Here is an 18,246-nt window from a genome sequence, read left to right as displayed (position 1 = left end):
CGATGACTGCTGGCATCTTTATTCCCGAGTTGGGCCACCTGGCGATGATCCTGGCCTTGTGTTTTTCCCTGGTGCAGGCCGTGGTGCCGTTGCTCGGTGCCTGGCGCGGCGACCGTTTGTGGATGAGCCTGGCCCAGCCAGCGGCATGGGGCCAGTTCGCCTTCATGCTGTTTGCCTTCGGTTGCCTGACCTATGCCTTCATGGCTGACGATTTTTCCGTGGCGTACGTCGCCAGCAACTCCAACAGCGCCTTGCCCTGGTACTACAAGTTCAGCGCGGTGTGGGGCGCCCATGAAGGCTCGCTGCTGCTCTGGGCGTTGATCCTTGCTGGCTGGACCTTCGCGGTCTCGGTGTTCTCGCGGCAGTTGCCCCAGGTGATGCTGGCCCGGGTGTTGGCGGTGATGGGCATGATCAGCACCGGTTTCCTGCTGTTCTTGATCGTCACCTCCAACCCGTTCGAGCGCATCCTGCCGCAGATGCCGACGGATGGCCGCGACCTCAACCCATTGCTGCAAGACATCGGCCTGATCGTTCACCCGCCAATGCTCTACATGGGCTACGTCGGCTTCTCCGTGGCCTTCGCCTTCGCTATCGCCGCGTTGCTCGGTGGGCGCCTCGATGCCGCGTGGGCACGCTGGTCGCGTCCGTGGACCATCGTCGCCTGGGCCTTCCTCGGCATCGGTATCACCCTTGGCTCGTGGTGGGCCTACTACGAGCTCGGCTGGGGCGGCTGGTGGTTCTGGGACCCGGTGGAAAACGCGTCCTTCATGCCCTGGCTGGTGGGCACGGCGCTGATTCACTCCCTGGCTGTCACGGAAAAACGCGGGGTGTTCAAGAGCTGGACCGTGTTGCTGGCCATCGCGGCGTTCTCGCTGAGCCTGTTGGGAACCTTCCTGGTGCGTTCCGGCGTACTCACGTCGGTGCACGCCTTTGCCTCTGACCCCGAGCGCGGCGTGTTCATCCTGATGTTCCTGCTGTTCGTGGTCGGCGGTTCGCTGACGCTGTTCGCCCTGCGTGCGCCGGTGGTCAAGAGCCAGGTCGGCTTCAACCTCTGGTCACGGGAAACCCTGTTGCTGGGCAATAACCTGGTGTTGGTGGTGGCCGCGTCGATGATCCTGCTGGGGACGTTGTACCCGCTGGTGCTCGATGCGTTGTCCGGCGCCAAGCTGTCGGTGGGGCCGCCGTACTTCAATGCATTGTTCATCCCGCTGATGGCGATCCTGATGGTGGTGATGGCCATCGGTGTGCTGGTGCGCTGGAAAGACACCCCGGTCAAGTGGCTGCTGGGCATGTTGACCCCGGTGCTGCTGGGCACGGCCGCTCTGGCCGTGGTGGCCGGCGTGGCGTATGGCGATTTCAACTGGGCGGTGTTGGCGACGTTCGTGCTGGCGGCCTGGGTATTGCTGGCGGGTGTGCGGGACATCTTCGACAAGACCCGGCACAAAGGCCTGATCAAGGGCCTGCCGACCCTGACCCGCAGTTACTGGGGCATGCAGGTCGCCCACCTGGGCATCGCCGTCTGCGCCCTGGGCGTGGTGCTGTCCAGCCAGAACAGCGCCGAGCGCGACCTGCGCCTGGCGCCGGGTGAGTCCATGGACCTGGCCGGCTATCAGTTCGTTTTCGAGGGGGCCAAACATTTCGAGGGTCCGAACTTCACGTCCGACAAAGGCACTGTACGGGTCATTCGCAACGGCCAGGAAATCACCGTGCTGCACCCGGAAAAACGTCTCTACACCGTGCAGAACTCGGTCATGACCGAAGCTGGCATCGATGCCGGTTTCACCCGTGATCTCTACGTGGCGCTGGGCGAGTCCCTGGGCGACGGCGCGTGGGCGGTACGGGTCCACGTCAAGCCGTTCGTACGCTGGATCTGGTTCGGTGGCTTGCTCACCGGCCTGGGTGGGGTGTTGGCGGCGCTGGATCGTCGTTATCGAGTCAAGGTGAAAACCCGGGTGCGTGAGACCCTGGGCATGACGGGAGCCACTGCATGAAACGTTGGTTGATGTTGGTGCCGCTGGCGCTGTTCCTGTTGATGGCGGTGTTTTTGTACCGCGGGCTGTACCTGAACCCGAGCGAGTTGCCCTCGGCGATGATCGGCAAGCCGTTCCCGGATTTCTCCCTGCCATCGGTGCAGGGCGACAAGACCTTGACCCGCGCCGACCTGCTGGGCAAGCCGGCGCTGGTCAACGTGTGGGGCACCTGGTGCATCTCCTGCCGGGTCGAGCACCCGGTGTTGAACAAGCTGGCCCAGAACGGGGTGGTGATCTACGGCGTCAATTACAAGGACGTCAATGCCGACGCCTTGAAATGGCTGGCCGAGTTCCACAATCCGTATCAACTGGACATTCGCGATGAAGACGGCTCCCTGGGCCTGAACCTGGGTGTCTACGGCGCGCCGGAAACGTTCTTCATCGATGCCAAGGGCATCATCCGCGACAAGTTCGTCGGCGTGATCGACGAGCAGGTCTGGCGCGAGAAACTGGCCGCCAAGTATCAGGCACTGGTGGACGAGGCCAAGCCATGAAGCGCTGGTTAGCTGCCGCCATCCTCGGCCTGAGCCTTGCCGGTGTGGCCCATGCCGCCATTGATACCTACGAATTCGCCAACGACGGCGAGCGCGAGCGATTTCGCGAACTGACCAAGGAACTGCGCTGCCCCAAGTGCCAGAACCAGGACATCGCCGACTCCAACGCGCCAATTGCCGCCGACCTGCGCAAGGAAATCTTCCGCATGCTCGGTGAGGGCAAGGACAACCAGCAGATCATCGATTTCATGGTCGATCGCTACGGTGAGTTCGTGCGCTACAACCCCGCCCTGTCCTCCAAGACGGCGCTGCTCTGGTTCGGCCCCGCCGGGCTGTTGTTTGGTGGTTTCGTTGTCATTGCAGTGATCGTGCGCCGCCGCCGGGTCCAGCGCACCGCCGTCCCGGACACGCTTTCTGTCGAAGAGCGCCAGCGCCTCGACCAACTGTTGGATAAAACCAAGCATGATTGATTTCTGGCTCGCCGCAGGTCTGCTTCTTCTGGTTGCTCTGAGTTTTCTGTTGATCCCTGTGCTGCGCGGTCGCCGCGCCCAACTGGAGGAGGACCGTACCGCACTCAACGTGGCGTTGTATCAGGAACGTGTCGCCGAATTGCAGACCGAGCGGGAGGAGGGTGTGCTCAACGCCGCGCAACTGGACACCGGTCGCGCCGAAGCCGCCCGTGAACTGCTCGCCGACACCGAGGGCGCCGACACACCGCGCGAATCCCGGTTGGGCAAGCCATTGCCATTGCTCGCCGCTGTGCTGGTGCCAGTCTTGGGCCTGGCGCTTTACCTGCATTTCGGTGCCAGTGACAAGGTCGAGCTGACCCGTGAATTCGCCCAGGCTCCGCAGTCGATGGAAGAGATGACCCTGCGCCTGGAACGCGCCGTGGCGGCGCAGCCGGATAATGCCGAGGGGCTGTACTTCCTCGGGCGTACCTACATGGCGCAGGATCGGCCGGCGGACGCGGCGAAGCTCTTCGAGCGCACCGTGGCCGTCGCCGGTCGTCAACCGGAACTGTTGGGCCAGTGGGCCCAGGCGCAGTATTTCGCCGATGGCAAGAAATGGTCGGATAAAGTCCAGGCCTTGACCGACGAAGCGCTCAAGCTCGATCCGAAGGAAGTCACCAGCCTCGGCCTGTTGGGCATCGCCGCGTTTGAAGGCGAGCGTTATCAGGATGCGATCGACTACTGGGGGCGTCTGCTCGCGCAACTGCCGGAGGGCGACAAGTCCCGGGAGGCGCTGCAGGGCGGCATTACCCGTGCCACCGAGAAGCTGCAGGCCAGTGGCGGCAAGGTCGCCCAGGCGCCTATCGCCAAGGCTGCGGCATTGCTCAAGGTGCGCGTGGACCTGGCGCCGGCACTCAAGGCCAAGGTGCAGCCGGGCGACAGTGTGTTCATCTTCGCTCGCGCCGTTTCCGGCCCACCTGCGCCGCTGGCCGCCAAGCGCCTGACGGTCGCCGATCTGCCGGTCACGGTGGAACTGGGCGACGCGGACGCCATGATGCCGCAGTTGAAACTGTCGAACTTCCCCGAAGTCCAACTGGTGGCGCGCATCTCCCGGGCCGGCCAGCCGACCGCGGGTGAGTGGATCGGCCGCAGCCAGCCCCTGGCGAGCAGCACCACGGCGCAGCAACAATTGACCATCGACAGTCCGGACAAATAACAGGAATTCGCACCATGACCGCCATCGCTCGTATCACCCTGCTCACGCTCGTCATGGGCCTGAGCGCTTGTGCGGTCCAGCGTCCGTCGGAGCCCTCGGCGCCGCTGCCACCGATCCCGTCGTCGACCCCGAACAGCAAACCGGCCCCGTCCACACCGCCGGGCAAACCTGTCATCCCGAACAAGCCGGCCAAACCGCTGCCGCGTACTTCCGCCAGCTTCGCCCCGCCGCCGGGTGGCAACAGCCATTGGGACGCCAAGCTTGGGGTCTATGTGCTGGACAACCAGACGAACACGTTTTATCGCCAGCGAACCTATTACCGCTGGAACAATGGTTGGAGCCGTTCCGTCAGCCCGAATGGCCCATGGGAAGACACCACCATCGAAGGCGTGCCGGCGGGTCTTGGACGCCAGTTTCATTAAGGTCCCTGTGGCGAGGGGATTTATCCCCGCTGGGCTGCGAAGCAGCCCTGAAACCTGATGACTCGGTATGTCAGGCAGATTGAATCCACAGTGATGGGGTCGCTTCGCGACCCAACGGGGATAAATCCCCTCTCCACAACAGCGTTCGGCTCAACTTCATCAGCAGACCGGGGATTTTGTGTTTCTGGATATTCTTTGAACGAAATTTTCACTAAATCTTGCGGACAATCCCCCGCGCTCATATCGCCGTCGGTTATTTAATGGCAATGCCATAGCCGTTCGTGCAACATTTGCGCACTCGCGCAAGCCCCGGGGCCAGGCTTTGGCCAACAGAGGGCGCGCCGTTGTTTCTTTTTGTCACTCCAATTCCGATAGGGTCCTTAAACGACATGGCAATCCCGGACGCCCTGAGTCAGCAGCGTACTACGCATCGCCTGCTGCAACCGACTGTCAAATCGCACCTGGCCTACACGTTGCTTTGTGCCTTGGTGATGATGGTCATGTTCAGCCTGCTGCGCGTGGCGCTGCTGGTCTATAACCGCGAGATGATCCTCGACACGCCGGCTTCGACCTTCGTTGAAGCCTTCGTCAACGGCCTGCGTTTCGACTTGCGCCTGGTGGTCTACCTCTGCATCCCGTTGTTGCTGGCGTTGTTCAGCGCAAGGGCCATGGCGGCCCGTGGGTTCTTTCGTTTCTGGCTGACTGTCACTTCCAGCATCGCGCTGTTCCTGGGCTTGATGGAGATGGATTTCTACCGTGAATTCCACCAGCGCCTCAACGGCCTGGTCTTCCAGTATGTAAAGGAAGACCCGAAAACCGTGATGAGCATGCTCTGGTACGGTTTCCCGGTGGTGCGCTACCTGCTGGCGTGGGCCGGCGGCACCATTATCCTCAGCCTGGCGTTCAAGGGTGCCGACCGCGCCACGCGTCCCCGCGGGCCGTTCAGTGGCGGCACCATTGGCACTCGGCAGATCGCCCCGTGGTATGGGCGTGTCGCGGTGTTTGTCGTTTGCCTGCTGGTCGCCGTGACCGCCGCGCGCGGCACCTTGCGCCAAGGGCCGCCCCTGCGCTGGGGCGACGTCTACACCACCGATTCGAACTTCGCCAACCAGTTGGGCCTCAACGGCACCTTGTCGCTGGTGGCCGCGGCCAAGAGCCGGATGTCCGAAGACCGCGACAACATCTGGAAAGCCACCCTTGAGCAACCGCTGGCGCAGCAGACCGTGCGCGACATGTTGGTGATGCCTGACGATAAACTGGTGGATACCGCGACAGCCGCCGTGCGCCGCGACTACACGCCACCGGCGGACAAGACCCTGCCGATCAAGAATGTGGTCGTGATCCTCATGGAAAGCATGGCCGGTCACTCGGTGGGCGCCCTGGGCGCGCCGGGCAACATCACGCCCTACATGGACAAACTGGCCAAGGAAGGCCTGCTGTTCGACCGTTTCTTCTCCAACGGCACCCACACCCACCAGGGCATGTTCGCCACCATGGCGTGCTTCCCGAACCTGCCGGGTTTCGAATACCTGATGCAGACGCCGGAGGGCAGCCACAAGCTGTCAGGCCTGCCGCAACTGCTCAGCGCCCGTGACTACGACGACGTGTATGTCTACAACGGCGATTTCGCCTGGGACAACCAGTCGGGGTTCTTCAGCAGCCAGGGCATGACCAACTTCATCGGGCGTAACGACTATGTGAACCCGGTGTTTTCCGATCCCACCTGGGGTGTGTCCGACCAAGACATGTTCGACCGTGGCCTGATCGAGCTCAAGGCGCGGGAAAACGGCAAGCCGTTCTATGCCTTGCTGCAAACCCTGTCCAACCACACCCCTTATGCATTGCCGACGCCGTTGCCGGTCGAGCCGGTCACCGACCGTGGTCGGCTGAACGAACACCTGACCGCCATGCGCTACTCCGACTGGGCCCTGGGCCAGTTCTTCGAGAAGGCCCGCAAGGAGCCTTACTTCAAGGAAACCCTGTTCGTCGTGGTCGGCGACCATGGCTTTGGCAACGAACGCCAGATCACCGAGATGGACCTGGGCCGTTTCAACGTGCCGATGCTGTTGATCGGCCCGGGCGTCCAGGAGAAATTTGGCCAGCGTAACCACACCGTAGGTACTCAGGTCGACATCGTGCCGACCATCATGGGCCGGATCGGTGGGCAAGTACGGAACCAGTGCTGGGGCCGTGACCTGTTGAACCTGCCGCAAGGCGATCCCGGTTTTGGTGTGATCAAGCCGTCGGGCAGCGAGCAGACCACGGCGATCATCCGCGATGACCATATCCTGGTCCTGCCGAAGGAAAAGGAAATGGAACCGAAGATGTATCGCTATGAACTGGGCGCCAACCCAGGTGCGGAAATCATCCCGAATGCACCGGACACCGCGCCGATGAAACTCAAGCTCGAATCTTTCCTGCAAACCGCGACCAAGAGCCTGCTGGATAACACCGCCGGCGTTGTTGACGGCAAGCCGGACTGATAAACGGCGCACATAAAAAAGAGGCCTGCCAAGGCCTCTTTTTTTTTGCGCTTACTGAGTGGTTTATATCTTGCCCAGTAGTAGCAGGATCAACAGCACCACCAACACCACACCGATGATACCGGACGGGCCGTAACCCCAACTTCTTGAGTGCGGGAAGACGGGGAGACCACCGATCAGCAGGAGGATCAGGATAATGATAAGTATTGTGCCCATTGTAGATTTCCTTATTGGTCAGTTCTGGAGTGATACAACTTCCAACTACCAGCGCGCATGCGTTAAATCCGGGCGGCTTAATAAGTCCGACCGTTGCGCCTTGTAGAAAATTCAAAGTTTTTGTAGCGCCTACGGTTTGCCCTCGCCATTCAGCACTCTGATGGAGCGTGGGTCCGTTGAACGCCTTCGCTACACTCGGCCTATCTCTCCCGGAACAACAAGGCTGTCTGCTATGCAAAATCGCATGATGATCACTGGTGCCGGCTCTGGCCTGGGTCGCGAAATCGCGCTGCGCTGGGCCCGCGAAGGATGGCGCCTGGCCTTATCGGATGTCAGCGAACCGGGCCTCGTGGAAACCCTCAAGCTAGTGCGTGGTGCCGGTGGCGACGGCTTCATCCAGCGCTGCGATGTGCGCGACTACAGCCAATTGACTGCGTTCGCCCAGGCCTGCGAAGAGAAAATCGGCGGTATCGATATCATCGTCAACAATGCTGGCGTGGCCTCGGGCGGCTTCTTCAGCGAGCTTTCCCTGGAGGATTGGGACTGGCAGATCGCGATCAACCTCATGGGTGTGGTCAAGGGCTGCAAGGCGTTCTTGCCGCTGCTGGAAAAAAGCCGTGGCAAGATCATCAACATCGCCTCCATGGCAGCCCTGATGCAGGGCCCGGCCATGAGCAACTACAACGTGGCCAAGGCGGGTGTCGTGGCGCTGTCGGAAAGCCTGCTGGTGGAGCTGGCGCAGCAGGAAGTGGGTGTACACGTAGTGTGTCCGTCGTTCTTCCAGACCAATCTGTTGGACTCCTTCCGTGGCCCGACCCCGGCCATGAAAGCCCAGGTCGGCAAGTTGCTGGAAAGCTCACCGATCAGCGCCACGGATATTGCCGACTACATCTATCAGCAGGTCGCCCAGGGGCAGTTCATGATCCTGCCCCACGAACAGGGACGCATGGCTTGGGCCCTCAAGCAGAAGAACCCACAGTTGCTGTACGACGAAATGACCGTCATGGCTGACAAGATGCGCGCCAAGGCCCGGCAAAACCTCAATTGACCTGGGTGCCCGATGTCCTCAGGATGGCGCCATTCGCCCTTCCTGATGGACATCTGCATGCTCAATTACCTGTGGTTTTTTCTCGCCGCCCTGTTTGAGATCGCGGGCTGCTACGCCTTCTGGATGTGGTTGCGCCAGGGCAAGAGTGCCTGGTGGATCGCCCCGGCGTTGCTCAGTCTCACATTGTTCGCCCTGTTGTTGACCCGCGTCGAAGCGACGTACGCCGGGCGCGCCTACGCCGCTTATGGCGGCCTCTATATCATTGCGTCGATCGGCTGGCTGGCGGTGGTTGAGCGAGTGCGGCCACTGGGGTCCGACTGGATTGGCGTGGCACTCTGCGTCTTGGGGGCGAGCGTGATTCTATTCGGCCCGCGGTTCTCGGCCCCCTGAAATAACCGGCGGTCCGACAGGGTTTTGCAGGAAGTTTCCGTCAGTCGCAAGAACTTTGCTTGTAGGGCCTTACTGAATTCTCGCGGGTGTCTTGAGAACGGGGAACAGGCCGGGCATGGTCAGGGTCCAGACATTCTTAAGGACAAGAACCATGCTTGTATTAAGCCGCGCTGTAGGTGAGTTGATTTCCATTGGTGACGATATTTCCGTCCGTGTGCTGTCGGTCAGCGGCGGCACGGTGCGTTTCGGCGTGGAAGCGCCACGGCACGTCGATGTCCATCGCTCCGAAATCTACGACAAGATCCAGAAGAAAAAGGCCCAGGCCACTCGCAGGGCCTGTTCAGTCGAATAGGTGTTTTGGCACGTCGTGCTTGAGCATCAGTTGACACTGTTCACTTTCGGGGTCGAAGACGATCAACGCCTGGCCTTTGGTCAGGGCTTGCCTGACCCGCAGGACCCGCGTCTCCAGGGGGGTGTCGTCACCATTGTCGGTGCCGTCGCGGGTCACGAAATCCTCGATCAGGCGGGTGAGCGTGTCGACTTCGAGTTGGTCGTGGGGGATGAGCATGGGGTACCTCGGCTAGACAATAGGACGATGCTACGGCCAATGGGCTTTTGCGGCTAGCCTTGGGTTTTGTGGGGCCGGTTCTGGCCCCATCGCGAGCAAGCTCGCTCCCACAGGGGAATGCATTTCAAGTGTGGGAGCGAGCTTGCTCGCGATGGCAATAGCCCAGACAGTGAATGTTGGATCAGCTATCGGAGCGCTGCCCCACCAGGCTATCCACCGATGGCACCCGGGTATCGCTTTCCATCTGGGTATCGTGTTCGATCTGATGACTGAAGCGGTCCAGTGAGCCTTGGGCTGGTTGCGCGTCGCTGGCGAACACCGGCGGGCTGAGGATGTAGGCGCCGAGCAGGCGACTGAGGGCGGCCAGGCTGTCGATGTGGGTGCGTTCGTAGCCATGGGTGGCGTCGCAGCCGAAGGCGAGCAGGGCAGTACGGATATCGTGGCCGGCGGTGATGGCCGAATGAGCGTCGCTGAAGTAGTAGCGGAACAGGTCGCGGCGTGCCGGTACCTCGTTCTCCTTGGCCAGTTTCAGCAAGTGCCGCGACAGATGATAGTCGTAGGGGCCTCCGGAGTCCTGCATCGCCACGCTGACCGAATGTTCGCTCGAGTGCTGGCCAGGGGCGACGGGCGCGATGTCGATGCCGACAAATTCGCTGACATCCCAGGGCAGTGCTGCCGCTGCACCGCTGCCGGTTTCCTCGGTGATGGTAAACAGTGGGTGACAATCGATCAGCAGTTCTTCGCCGCTGTCGACAATCGCCTTGAGCGCCGCCAACAGGGCTGCGACCCCGGCTTTGTCGTCCAGGTGCCGGGCGCTGATGTGGCCGCTTTCGGTGAATTCCGGCAGGGGATCGAAGGCGACGTAGTCACCGATGCCCACCCCCAGGGTTTCGCAGTCGGCGCGCGTGGCGCAGTAGGCGTCCAGGCGCAGCTCGATGTGGTCCCAACTGATGGGCAGTTCATCCACGGCGGTATTGAACGCGTGCCCGGACGCCATCAACGGCAGCACGCTGCCACGGATCACGCCGGTGTCGGTAAACAGGCTGACCCGGCTGCCTTCGGCAAATCGGCTGGACCAGCAACCCACCGGGGCCAGGGTCAGGCGGCCGTTGTCCTTGATGGCCCGCACTGAGGCACCGATGGTATCCAAGTGCGCCGACACGGCCCGGTCGGGGCTGCTCTTGCGTCCCTTGAGCGTGGCGCGGATTGTGCCACGGCGGGTCATTTCAAAAGCGATCCCCAGCTCTTCGAGCCGCTCGGCGACATAACGCACGATGGTGTCGGTAAAGCCGGTAGGGCTGGGAATGGCGAGCATTTCCAGCAGGACTTTCTGCAGGTATTCGAGATCCGGTTCTGGAATTTTGCTGATCATGGAAACTCCTCACGGAACATTAAGTTGAATAGGGGAACCTTGTGGCGAGGGAGCAAGCTCCCTCGCCACAGAAGAAGGGCTAGGCCACCGCCTGGCTATGGGGAAACAACAAATCCACAAAGCGCTCGGCGGTGGGTTGTGGTTCGTGGTTGGCCAAGCCTGCGCGTTCGTTGGCTTCGATGAACACATACTCGGGTTGATCGGCCGCCGGCACCAGCAGGTCGAGGCCGACCATGGGGATGTCCAGCGCCCGTGCGGCGCGCACCGCCGCATCGACCAGGGTCGGATGCAGGATCCCGGTGACATCCTCCAACACGCCGCCGGTATGCAGGTTCGCCGTTCGCCGTACGAACAGGTGCTCCCCAGCGGGCAGCACGCTGTCGTAGTCGAACCCAGCCGCGTTGAGCGTGCGCAAGGTCTCGCCATCCATCGGGATTTTACTTTCGCCGCCCGTGGCCGCTTGGCGTCGGCGGCTCTGGGCTTCGATCAACGCGCCGATGGTGTGCCGGCCATCGCCGATCACCTCCGCCGGGCGCCGGATCGCCGCCGCCACCACTTCAAAACCGATCACCAGGATGCGCAGGTCCAGACCCTCGTGGAAACTTTCCAGCAAGACCTGGCTATCGAATTGCCGGGCCGCTTCGATGGCGCTCTGCACCTCCTCGATGGTGCGCAAATCCACCGCCACGCCTTGGCCCTGTTCGCCGTCCAGCGGCTTGACCACCACCCGTTCGTGCTCGTCGAGAAACGCCAGGTTGTCATCGGCATTGCCCGCCAACTGTTGGGCCGGCAGGTTCAGGCCGGCGCTTTTCAGCACTTTGTGGGTCAGGCTTTTGTTCTGGCACAGCGTCATGCTGATGGCGCTGGTCAGGTCGCTCAAGGATTCGCGGCATCGGACCCGGCGGCTGCCATGGACCAGGGTGAACAAGCCGGCCTCGGCATCGTCTACCTGTACGTCGATGCCTCGGCGGTGAGCTTCTTCGACAATGATGCGCGCATAAGGATTGAACTGCGCTTCGGGGCCTGGCCCCAGGAACAACGGCTGGTTGATGCCGTTCTTGCGTTTAATGGCGAAGGTCGAGAGATTGCGAAAACCGAGTTTGGCGTAGAGGTTTTTCGCCAGGCGATTGTCGTGCAACACCGACAGGTCGAGGTAACTCAAGCCACGGCTCATGAAATGCTCGATGAGGTGACGCACCAGCACTTCGCCAACACCGGGCCGCGGACATTGCGGGTCCACGGCCAGGCACCAGAGGCTGCTGCCGTTTTCCGGGTCGTTGAAGGCCTTCTGGTGATTCAGGCCCATAACGCTGCCGATCACCGCACCGGTGTCGTCATCTTCGGCCAGCCAGTAGACCGGGCCACCCTCATGGCGCGGGGTCAGGCGCAGTGGGTCGATGGGCAACATGCCCCGGGCTTGGTAGAGCTGGTTGATGGCCTGCCAGTCGGTCTCGCCTTGGGCCCGGCGAATCCGAAAGCCGCGAAATACCCGCGTGGCCTGGCGATAGTCGCTGAACCACAGGCGCAAGGTGTCGGACGGATCGAGGAACAGTTGGGCCGGTTCCAGCCCCAGCACTTGCTGGGGCGCGGCCACGTATAAGGCAATGTCCCTTTCGCCGGGTTGTTCGTTGAGCAGTTCCCGGGCCAGGCTTGCCGGGTCCGGGAAGGTGTGGCCGATCAAAAGTCGGCCCCAGCCGCAATGCACCGCGATCGGGTCGGCGCCCAATTCGCTGCCGTCTTCGGCCAGGCGTGCCTGCAGGCGTTCATAGGAGGGCGCCTGGCCGCGCAAGAGGCGTTGGTTGTGAACCGTTGCATGAGGTTTCATCGATCAGATTCCTTGCTCGCTGAGCCACAGGTTCAGCGCCGCCAGTTGCCACAGTCGTGAGCCGCGCAATGGCGTGAGCTGGCCGTTGGGGTCGGTCAGCAGGCGGTCGAGCATGGCCGGGTTGAACAGGCCGCGGTCCTGGCTCGGATCCAGCAGCAGTTCGCGAACCCAGGCCAGGGTGTTGCCTTCCAGGTGCTTGAGGCCTGGTACCGGGAAGTAGCCTTTTTTGCGGTCGATGACCTCGCCGGGGATCACCCGCCGGGCGGCTTCCTTGAGTACTTGTTTGCCACCATCGGGCAGCTTGAACTTCGCGGGGACCCTGGCCGAGAGCTCCACCAGGCGGTAGTCCAGGAAGGGCGTGCGCGCTTCCAGGCCCCAGGCCATGGTCATGTTGTCGACGCGCTTGACCGGGTCGTCCACCAGCATCACGGTGCTGTCCAGGCGCAGGGCCTTGTCTACCGCGGCATCGGCCCCGGGCTGGGCGAAATGTTCCTTGACGAAGTCGCCGGCGGCGTCGTTGGCCGTCAGCCATTTGGGCTGCACGGTGGCGGCATATTCTTCATGGCTGCGGTCGAAGAAGGCCGCGCGATAGGCCGCGTACGGATCGCTGGCGCCATCGACCTGCGGGTACCAGTGGTAACCGGCAAACAACTCGTCGGCGCCCTGGCCGCTTTGCACCACTTTGCAGTGCTTGGCCACTTCCCGCGACAGTAGATAGAAGGCGATGCAGTCGTGGCTGACCATCGGTTCGCTCATGGCACGGAACGCTGCCGGCAGTTGCTCGATGATCTCTTTTTCGTCGATACGCAGTTGGTGGTGGCGGGTGCCGTAGTGCTTAGCGATCAGGTCCGAATACTGGAACTCGTCACCGCGCTCGCCACCGGCATCCTGGAAACCGATAGAGAAGGTCGACAGGTCCTCTACGCCAACTTCCCGCAGCAGGCCCACGAGCATGCTCGAATCCACGCCACCGGAAAGCAGTACGCCGACATCCACGGCGGCGCGTTGGCGAATGGCGACCGCTTCACGGGTGCTGTCGAGCACACGCTCGATCCAGTCTTCCAGGTTCAGGTGCAGTTCGTCGGCCCGTGGTCCGTAGGGCAGGGTCCACCAGGTTTTCTGCTCGGTGCTGCCGTCGGCTTCGATGCGCATCCAGGTGGCGGGCGGCATTTTTTCAACACCCGCCAGCAAGGTGCGGGGCGCCGGGACCACCGCGTGGAAATTCAGGTAATGGTTGAGGGCCACCGGGTCGAGCATCGGGTTGATATCGCCGCCCTTGAGCAGCGCCGGCAATGCCGAGGCGAAACGTAGCCGTTGGCCGGTGCGCGACAGGTACAGCGGCTTCACGCCGAGGCGGTCGCGGGCGATGAACAGGCGCTTGGCATCGCGTTCCCAGATGGCGAAGGCGAACATGCCGTTGAGCTTGGGCAGCAGCGCTTCGCCCCAGGCGTGATAGCCCTTGAGCAGCACTTCGGTGTCGCCACCGGAATAGAAGCTGTAGCCCAGGCCTTCGAGTTCGCTGCGCAGCTCCGGGTAGTTGTAGATCGCGCCGTTGAAGGCCAGGGACAGGCCCAGCTGATTGTCGATCATCGGCTGGGCCGAGCCGTCCGACAGGTCCATGATTTTCAGGCGCCGATGGCCAAGGGCAATCGGTCCCTGGCTATGAAAACCCCAGGCGTCGGGGCCGCGAGGGGCCAGGTGATGGGTGATTCGCTCTACGGCCGCAAGGTCCGCAGGTTGTTGATCGAAACGTAACTCTCCAGCTAATCCGCACATAAGTCCTTACCGGTTTTTCCGTTGGGGAGGGGTCAAGCCGCACCCGCCAAAAGGGCGGGTACCCTGAAACTGACCGGAGGGATTGCTGTGAGTTTTAGATCGATGCGTTATAAGCCGGCGGGTAGCGGGTGCCCCATGCCTCACGGGATAAGAGGAACCTGTGGAAGCGAGCTTGCTCGCGATAGCAGTGGGGCAGTCAACTCAGATGCCAACTGATCCACCGCCATCGCGAGCAAGCTCGCTCCCACAAGGGATTGGGGCACACCATTAAAGGGTGTCAGGCCTTGCCCCGAATCAATGCCCGCAACGCAAATCGGTTCGGATGGCAGGCCTCGGCCACGCTGCGGGGCAGCGGCAAAGGCTCGTTGTCCAGCCAGGCGGCGATCAGTTCGCCCGACAGCGGTGCAGTGATCAGGCCACGGGAGCCATGGCCACTGTTGATGTACAAACCCTCGAACCACGGGCAGGAGGTGTCTGGCACTTGGCGGGCGTCTTTGCCCAGGGCCGAATAGGCCTCGCTGAACGCCTGCCTATCCGCCAACGGTCCGACAATCGGCAAGTAATCCGGGCTGGTGCAACGGAATGCCGCACGGCCTTCGAGGCGTTCCGGGTCCAGGCTGCCGGCGTTCAGGCGATCCACCAGGTCTTGGGAGATTTCTTCGAGCATCTGCAGGTTGCCGGCGTGCTCGGCGGCGGTGGGCGTCAGGTCGTCGCTGTTGAAATCGAAACTGGCGCCCAGGGTGTGCTCGCCCAGCCGCGGCGGGGCCACATAGCCTTCGGCGCAAACCACGGTCGCCAGGCTCAGGCTGCGGGTGGTTTGCGGCAACCGGGTGATTTGCCCGCGAATACGCTTGAGCGGCAAGTCGGCGGCCGGTTCGAAACGTTTGATTTCGGCGGCGCTGGCGAGGACCGCCACCGGTGCGCTGGCCAGGCATCGTTCGCCGTCCCATGCCTGCCACTGGCCGTCCACGCGGCGCAATTGCAGCACGTCATGATGGGGCTGCACGTCGATCGCCGTGCCTGAGGCTTGCCAGCGACACAAGGCCGGTGGATGCACCCAGCCGCCCTCGGGATAAAACAGACCACCACAGGCCAGGCCGATGCCGGACCGCACTTGCGCCTCGGATTGATCGAGGGGGTGCAGCAAATCCCTTGGGAACGCTTCGGCCAGTTGTGCCTGACGCTCGGCTTCCTTGCTGTTGAAGGCCAGTTGCAAGACCCCGCAGGCGTCCCAGTCAATGCCGCGTTGCAGTTGCTCCAGCACGCGCCGGGTGTAGCCGAAACCGCTGAGGATCATCTGTGACAACGCCGTGCCGTGGGCCGATAGCTTGAGATACAGCACGCCCTGGGGGTTGCCGGAAGCTTCCTCGGCCAAACCGGCATGACGCTCCAGCAGCGTCACCTGCCAGCCACGCGCGGCGAGGCTGGCAGCGCTGGCACAACCGGCCAGGCCGCCGCCGATCACCAGGGCCCGGCGCTCGCCGATGGGCGGCAAGGGGCGGGCATACCAGGGTTTTGCCGAGGCCGGCGCCGGTGTCTGCTCCGGCCAGCCAAGAAATACACCGCGCAGGATTTCCCACTTGTGGCCGATGCCCGGCGTGCGCTTCATCTTGAAGCCCGCCGCGTTCAGCAATCGCCTGACCCAACCGGTGCTGGTGAAGGTGCTGAGGGTGGCGCCGGGTGCGGCCAGCCGGGCCAGTTCGGCGAACAGCTCGGCGGTCCACATCTCGGGATTCCTGGCCGGCGCGAAGCCGTCGAGGAACCAGGCGTCGATCTGTCCGTCCAGCTGCGGCAACTGCTCCAGGGCATCGCCGATCAACAGGGTCAGCGTCACCCGTCCGCCCGCCAGGACCAGGCGCTGGAAACCCTGATGTATCGCCACGTATTGCCCAAGCAGTTGCTCGGCCTGGAGGGCGAGCTGCGGCCAGAGGGCCAGGGCCCGACACAGGTCCTGCGGGGTCAATGGGTACTTCTCGACACTGACAAAATGCAGTCGGGCGCCTGCCGGTGCGCACTGCTCGAACAGTTGCCAGGCGCAAAGGAAATTCAAACCGGTGCCAAATCCGGTTTCACCGATCACCAGCCGCCCGTCATCGGCCAGGGCCGCGAAACGCTCGGCCAGGTTGTTCTGCTCAAGGAACACATAACGGGTTTCTTCCAGCCCGGACTGATCGGAGAAATACACGTCGTCGAATACCCGCGAGCGCGGGCGACCCTGGTCGTCCCAGTCGAGTTGGGCGTGGTGCTGTACAGGCGTCATGGCAGGCTCGGTCGAAACTGAGCGGCCATTCTAGCCGATCGGTATCGGCTTGCTTGACCCATCGCAACACAGCGTTGTTCTTGATGGAATCTGCTGCACAGGGCCGCATCCAATCCGCTAGTCTTGCCCCAATCCCTGGAAGGAGCTGTCCATGTTCGAATCCGCTGAAATCGGTCACGTCATCGATAAAGAAACTTTCGAGGCCGAAGTGCCGGCCCTGCGTGAAGCGTTGTTGGAGGCGCAGTTCGAGTTGCAGCAGCAGGGCCGGTTCCCGGTCATCGTGCTGATCAATGGCATCGAAGGCGCGGGCAAGGGCGAGACGGTGAAGTTGCTCAACGAGTGGATGGATCCGCGGCTGATCGAAGTGCGCACCTTTGACCAACAGACCGACGAGGAATTGGCGCGGCCTCCGGCGTGGCGCTATTGGCGAATGCTGCCGGCCAAGGGGCGCATGGGAATTTTCTTCGGCAACTGGTACAGCCAGATGCTGCAGGGCCGGGTCCATGGCGAGTTCAAGGACCCACGGCTCGACCAGGCGATTGCCGGTGCCGAGCGCCTGGAAAAAATGCTCTGCGACGAAGGCGCGCTGATCTTCAAGTTCTGGTTCCACCTGTCCAAGAAGCAGATGAAGGCCCGGCTCAAGGGGCTCAAGGATGACCCGCTGCACAGCTGGCGCATCAGCCCGCTGGACTGGCAGCAATCCCAGACCTATGACAAGTTCGTCAAATACGGCGAGCGTGTGCTGCGCCGCACCAGTCGCGATTACGCGCCGTGGCATGTGATCGAAGGCATGGACAGCTGTTATCGCAGCCTCACCGTCGGGCGGATCTTGCTCGACGGTTTGCGCCAGGCCCTGGACCGGCCGAAGATCAGGCCGCAAAAGGTCAGCGTGGCGCCGCTGCCCGAGTTGGATGGCCAGATCACGTTGCTCGACAGCCTGGACATGACCCGGCGCCTGGATAAGGCCGACTACGAAGAACAATTGATCACCGAGCAGGCGCGCTTCTCTGGCCTGCTGCGGGACAAGCGCATGCGCCAGCATGCCCTGGTGGCGGTGTTCGAAGGCAATGACGCGGCGGGCAAGGGCGGGGCGATCCGGCGGGTCACGGCGGCCCTGGACCCGCGCCAATACAGCATCGTGCCCATTGCCGCGCCCACGGAAGAAGAGCGCGCCCACCCCTACATGTGGCGCTTCTGGCGGCATATTCCCGCGCGGGGCAAGTTCACCATGTTCGACCGCTCCTGGTACGGTCGGGTGCTGGTGGAGCGGGTCGAAGGGTTTTGCAGCCAGGCCGACTGGCTGCGGGCCTACGGGGAAATCAACGACTTCGAGGAACAGCTCGCCGACGCCGGCGTGGTGGTGGTCAAGTTCTGGCTGGCCATCGACAAGCAAACCCAGCTGGAGCGTTTCCAGGAGCGCGAGGATATTCCGTTCAAGCGCTTCAAGATCACCGAGGATGACTGGCGCAACCGCGACAAGTGGGACGCTTACCGGGCCGCGGTGTGCGACATGGTCGACCGCACCAGCACCGAGATTTCCCCCTGGACCTTGGTGGAAGCCAACGACAAGCGCTGGGCGCGGGTCAAGGTGTTGCGCACCCTCAACCAGGCGCTGGAGGCGGCTTTCGAGCGGAGTGCAAAGCAGGCTCGCAAGAAAAAGAAGGGCTAGGGCGATGGGGGCGCATACGCGAGGTGAA

General features: G+C 62.6%; 16 protein-coding genes. 10 read left to right on the top strand and 6 right to left on the bottom strand.

Going from position 1 to position 18,246, the window contains the following annotated elements; all coding sequences use genetic code 11:
* Nucleotides 1-2 precede the first annotated feature (2 nt).
* The 6 genes from TK06_RS12860 to TK06_RS12835 all read left to right on the top strand — a co-directional run bounded on the left by TK06_RS12860 (nt 3) and on the right by TK06_RS12835 (nt 7,094).
* Complete coding sequence (locus TK06_RS12860; RefSeq protein ID WP_063322385.1) at nt 3-1,991, top strand: heme lyase CcmF/NrfE family subunit; 1,989 nt, start codon at nt 3-5, stop codon at nt 1,989-1,991.
* On the top strand, nt 1,988-2,524 hold the full coding sequence (locus TK06_RS12855; protein ID WP_063322384.1) for a DsbE family thiol:disulfide interchange protein: 537 nt from the start codon (nt 1,988-1,990) through the stop codon (nt 2,522-2,524). The genes TK06_RS12860 and TK06_RS12855 overlap by 4 nt, the downstream gene beginning before the upstream one ends.
* A complete protein-coding gene (locus TK06_RS12850) occupies nt 2,521-2,994 on the top strand; it encodes a cytochrome c-type biogenesis protein (protein WP_063322383.1) in 474 nt (157 codons plus the stop codon). Before TK06_RS12855 ends, TK06_RS12850 begins: the two co-directional genes overlap by 4 nt.
* Complete coding sequence (gene ccmI / locus TK06_RS12845; RefSeq protein WP_063322382.1) at nt 2,987-4,189, top strand: c-type cytochrome biogenesis protein CcmI; 1,203 nt, start codon at nt 2,987-2,989, stop codon at nt 4,187-4,189. The genes TK06_RS12850 and ccmI overlap by 8 nt, the downstream gene beginning before the upstream one ends.
* A gap of 14 nt (nt 4,190-4,203) precedes the next feature.
* Nucleotides 4,204-4,611: a hypothetical protein gene (locus TK06_RS12840; RefSeq protein ID WP_063322381.1), complete on the top strand. Its 408-nt coding sequence runs from the start codon at nt 4,204-4,206 to the stop codon at nt 4,609-4,611.
* Between the two features lie 389 nt (nt 4,612-5,000).
* Nucleotides 5,001-7,094: an LTA synthase family protein gene (locus TK06_RS12835; protein WP_063322380.1), complete on the top strand. Its 2,094-nt coding sequence runs from the start codon at nt 5,001-5,003 to the stop codon at nt 7,092-7,094.
* A 63-nt stretch (nt 7,095-7,157) separates the two neighbouring features.
* Here TK06_RS12835 and TK06_RS30860 read toward each other — a convergent pair whose 3' ends face one another.
* The gene (locus tag TK06_RS30860; protein WP_018606531.1) at nt 7,158-7,310 is read right to left on the bottom strand and encodes a DUF3309 family protein; all 153 of its coding nucleotides are present in this window, start codon (nt 7,308-7,310) and stop codon (nt 7,158-7,160) included.
* A 232-nt stretch (nt 7,311-7,542) separates the two neighbouring features.
* On the opposite strand from TK06_RS30860, the gene TK06_RS12830 reads away from it, so the two are divergent.
* The 3 genes from TK06_RS12830 to csrA all read left to right on the top strand — a co-directional run bounded on the left by TK06_RS12830 (nt 7,543) and on the right by csrA (nt 9,100).
* Nucleotides 7,543-8,358, top strand: a complete 816-nt coding sequence (locus tag TK06_RS12830) for an SDR family oxidoreductase (RefSeq protein ID WP_063322379.1) — start codon at nt 7,543-7,545, stop codon at nt 8,356-8,358.
* A 57-nt stretch (nt 8,359-8,415) separates the two neighbouring features.
* Nucleotides 8,416-8,748 carry a YnfA family protein gene (locus tag TK06_RS12825; protein WP_063325143.1) on the top strand — a complete coding sequence of 111 codons (333 nt, stop codon included), beginning with the start codon at nt 8,416-8,418 and terminating at the stop codon, nt 8,746-8,748.
* Nucleotides 8,749-8,899: 151 nt separating this feature from the next.
* The gene (gene csrA / locus TK06_RS12820; RefSeq protein ID WP_063322378.1) at nt 8,900-9,100 is read left to right on the top strand and encodes a carbon storage regulator CsrA; all 201 of its coding nucleotides are present in this window, start codon (nt 8,900-8,902) and stop codon (nt 9,098-9,100) included.
* On the opposite strand, the gene TK06_RS12815 is transcribed toward csrA, so the two are convergent.
* From TK06_RS12815 to mnmC, 5 genes are all read right to left on the bottom strand, one after another.
* On the bottom strand, nt 9,089-9,316 hold the full coding sequence (locus TK06_RS12815; protein ID WP_003199186.1) for a YheU family protein: 228 nt from the start codon (nt 9,314-9,316) through the stop codon (nt 9,089-9,091). The genes csrA and TK06_RS12815 overlap by 12 nt on opposite strands.
* Before the next feature lie 181 nt (nt 9,317-9,497).
* Nucleotides 9,498-10,688, bottom strand: coding sequence for an osmoprotectant NAGGN system M42 family peptidase (locus TK06_RS12810; protein ID WP_063322377.1), 1,191 nt, complete (start codon nt 10,686-10,688; stop codon nt 9,498-9,500).
* Nucleotides 10,689-10,767: 79 nt separating this feature from the next.
* Entirely contained in the window at nt 10,768-12,513 is a 1,746-nt protein-coding gene (gene ngg, locus TK06_RS12805) for an N-acetylglutaminylglutamine synthetase (protein WP_063322376.1), read from the bottom strand.
* A 3-nt stretch (nt 12,514-12,516) separates the two neighbouring features.
* The gene (locus TK06_RS12800) at nt 12,517-14,289 is read right to left on the bottom strand and encodes an N-acetylglutaminylglutamine amidotransferase (RefSeq protein WP_063322375.1); all 1,773 of its coding nucleotides are present in this window, start codon (nt 14,287-14,289) and stop codon (nt 12,517-12,519) included.
* Between the two features lie 277 nt (nt 14,290-14,566).
* Complete coding sequence (gene mnmC / locus TK06_RS12795; RefSeq protein ID WP_063322374.1) at nt 14,567-16,549, bottom strand: bifunctional tRNA (5-methylaminomethyl-2-thiouridine)(34)-methyltransferase MnmD/FAD-dependent 5-carboxymethylaminomethyl-2-thiouridine(34) oxidoreductase MnmC; 1,983 nt, start codon at nt 16,547-16,549, stop codon at nt 14,567-14,569.
* A 151-nt stretch (nt 16,550-16,700) separates the two neighbouring features.
* Here mnmC and pap point away from each other — a divergent pair, with 151 nt between their 5' ends.
* On the top strand, nt 16,701-18,218 hold the full coding sequence (gene pap, locus TK06_RS12790; RefSeq protein ID WP_063322373.1) for a polyphosphate:AMP phosphotransferase: 1,518 nt from the start codon (nt 16,701-16,703) through the stop codon (nt 18,216-18,218).
* The last annotated feature ends 28 nt before the right edge of the window (nt 18,219-18,246 follow it).

Source organism: Pseudomonas fluorescens (genome assembly GCF_001623525.1).
Classification (GTDB): Bacteria; Pseudomonadota; Gammaproteobacteria; order Pseudomonadales; family Pseudomonadaceae; genus Aquipseudomonas; species Aquipseudomonas fluorescens_Q.
The sequence above is the reverse complement of the archived record's forward strand: the minus strand, read 5'-3'. Positions and strand labels throughout refer to the sequence as shown.

Bases quoted from the DNA above. Each gene is read 5' to 3' on its own strand.
- TK06_RS12860 (WP_063322385.1), top strand. From the start codon at position 3: ATGACTGCTGGCATCTTTATTCCCGAGTTGGGCCACCTGGCGATGATC.
- TK06_RS12855 (WP_063322384.1), top strand. From the start codon at position 1,988: ATGAAACGTTGGTTGATGTTGGTGCCGCTGGCGCTGTTCCTGTTGATG.
- TK06_RS12850 (WP_063322383.1), top strand. From the start codon at position 2,521: ATGAAGCGCTGGTTAGCTGCCGCCATCCTCGGCCTGAGCCTTGCCGGT.
- ccmI (WP_063322382.1), top strand. From the start codon at position 2,987: ATGATTGATTTCTGGCTCGCCGCAGGTCTGCTTCTTCTGGTTGCTCTG.
- TK06_RS12840 (WP_063322381.1), top strand. From the start codon at position 4,204: ATGACCGCCATCGCTCGTATCACCCTGCTCACGCTCGTCATGGGCCTG.
- TK06_RS12835 (WP_063322380.1), top strand. From the start codon at position 5,001: ATGGCAATCCCGGACGCCCTGAGTCAGCAGCGTACTACGCATCGCCTG.
- TK06_RS30860 (WP_018606531.1), bottom strand. From the start codon at position 7,310: ATGGGCACAATACTTATCATTATCCTGATCCTCCTGCTGATCGGTGGT.
- TK06_RS12830 (WP_063322379.1), top strand. From the start codon at position 7,543: ATGCAAAATCGCATGATGATCACTGGTGCCGGCTCTGGCCTGGGTCGC.
- TK06_RS12825 (WP_063325143.1), top strand. From the start codon at position 8,416: ATGCTCAATTACCTGTGGTTTTTTCTCGCCGCCCTGTTTGAGATCGCG.
- csrA (WP_063322378.1), top strand. From the start codon at position 8,900: ATGCTTGTATTAAGCCGCGCTGTAGGTGAGTTGATTTCCATTGGTGAC.
- TK06_RS12815 (WP_003199186.1), bottom strand. From the start codon at position 9,316: ATGCTCATCCCCCACGACCAACTCGAAGTCGACACGCTCACCCGCCTG.
- TK06_RS12810 (WP_063322377.1), bottom strand. From the start codon at position 10,688: ATGATCAGCAAAATTCCAGAACCGGATCTCGAATACCTGCAGAAAGTC.
- ngg (WP_063322376.1), bottom strand. From the start codon at position 12,513: ATGAAACCTCATGCAACGGTTCACAACCAACGCCTCTTGCGCGGCCAG.
- TK06_RS12800 (WP_063322375.1), bottom strand. From the start codon at position 14,289: ATGTGCGGATTAGCTGGAGAGTTACGTTTCGATCAACAACCTGCGGAC.
- mnmC (WP_063322374.1), bottom strand. From the start codon at position 16,549: ATGACGCCTGTACAGCACCACGCCCAACTCGACTGGGACGACCAGGGT.
- pap (WP_063322373.1), top strand. From the start codon at position 16,701: ATGTTCGAATCCGCTGAAATCGGTCACGTCATCGATAAAGAAACTTTC.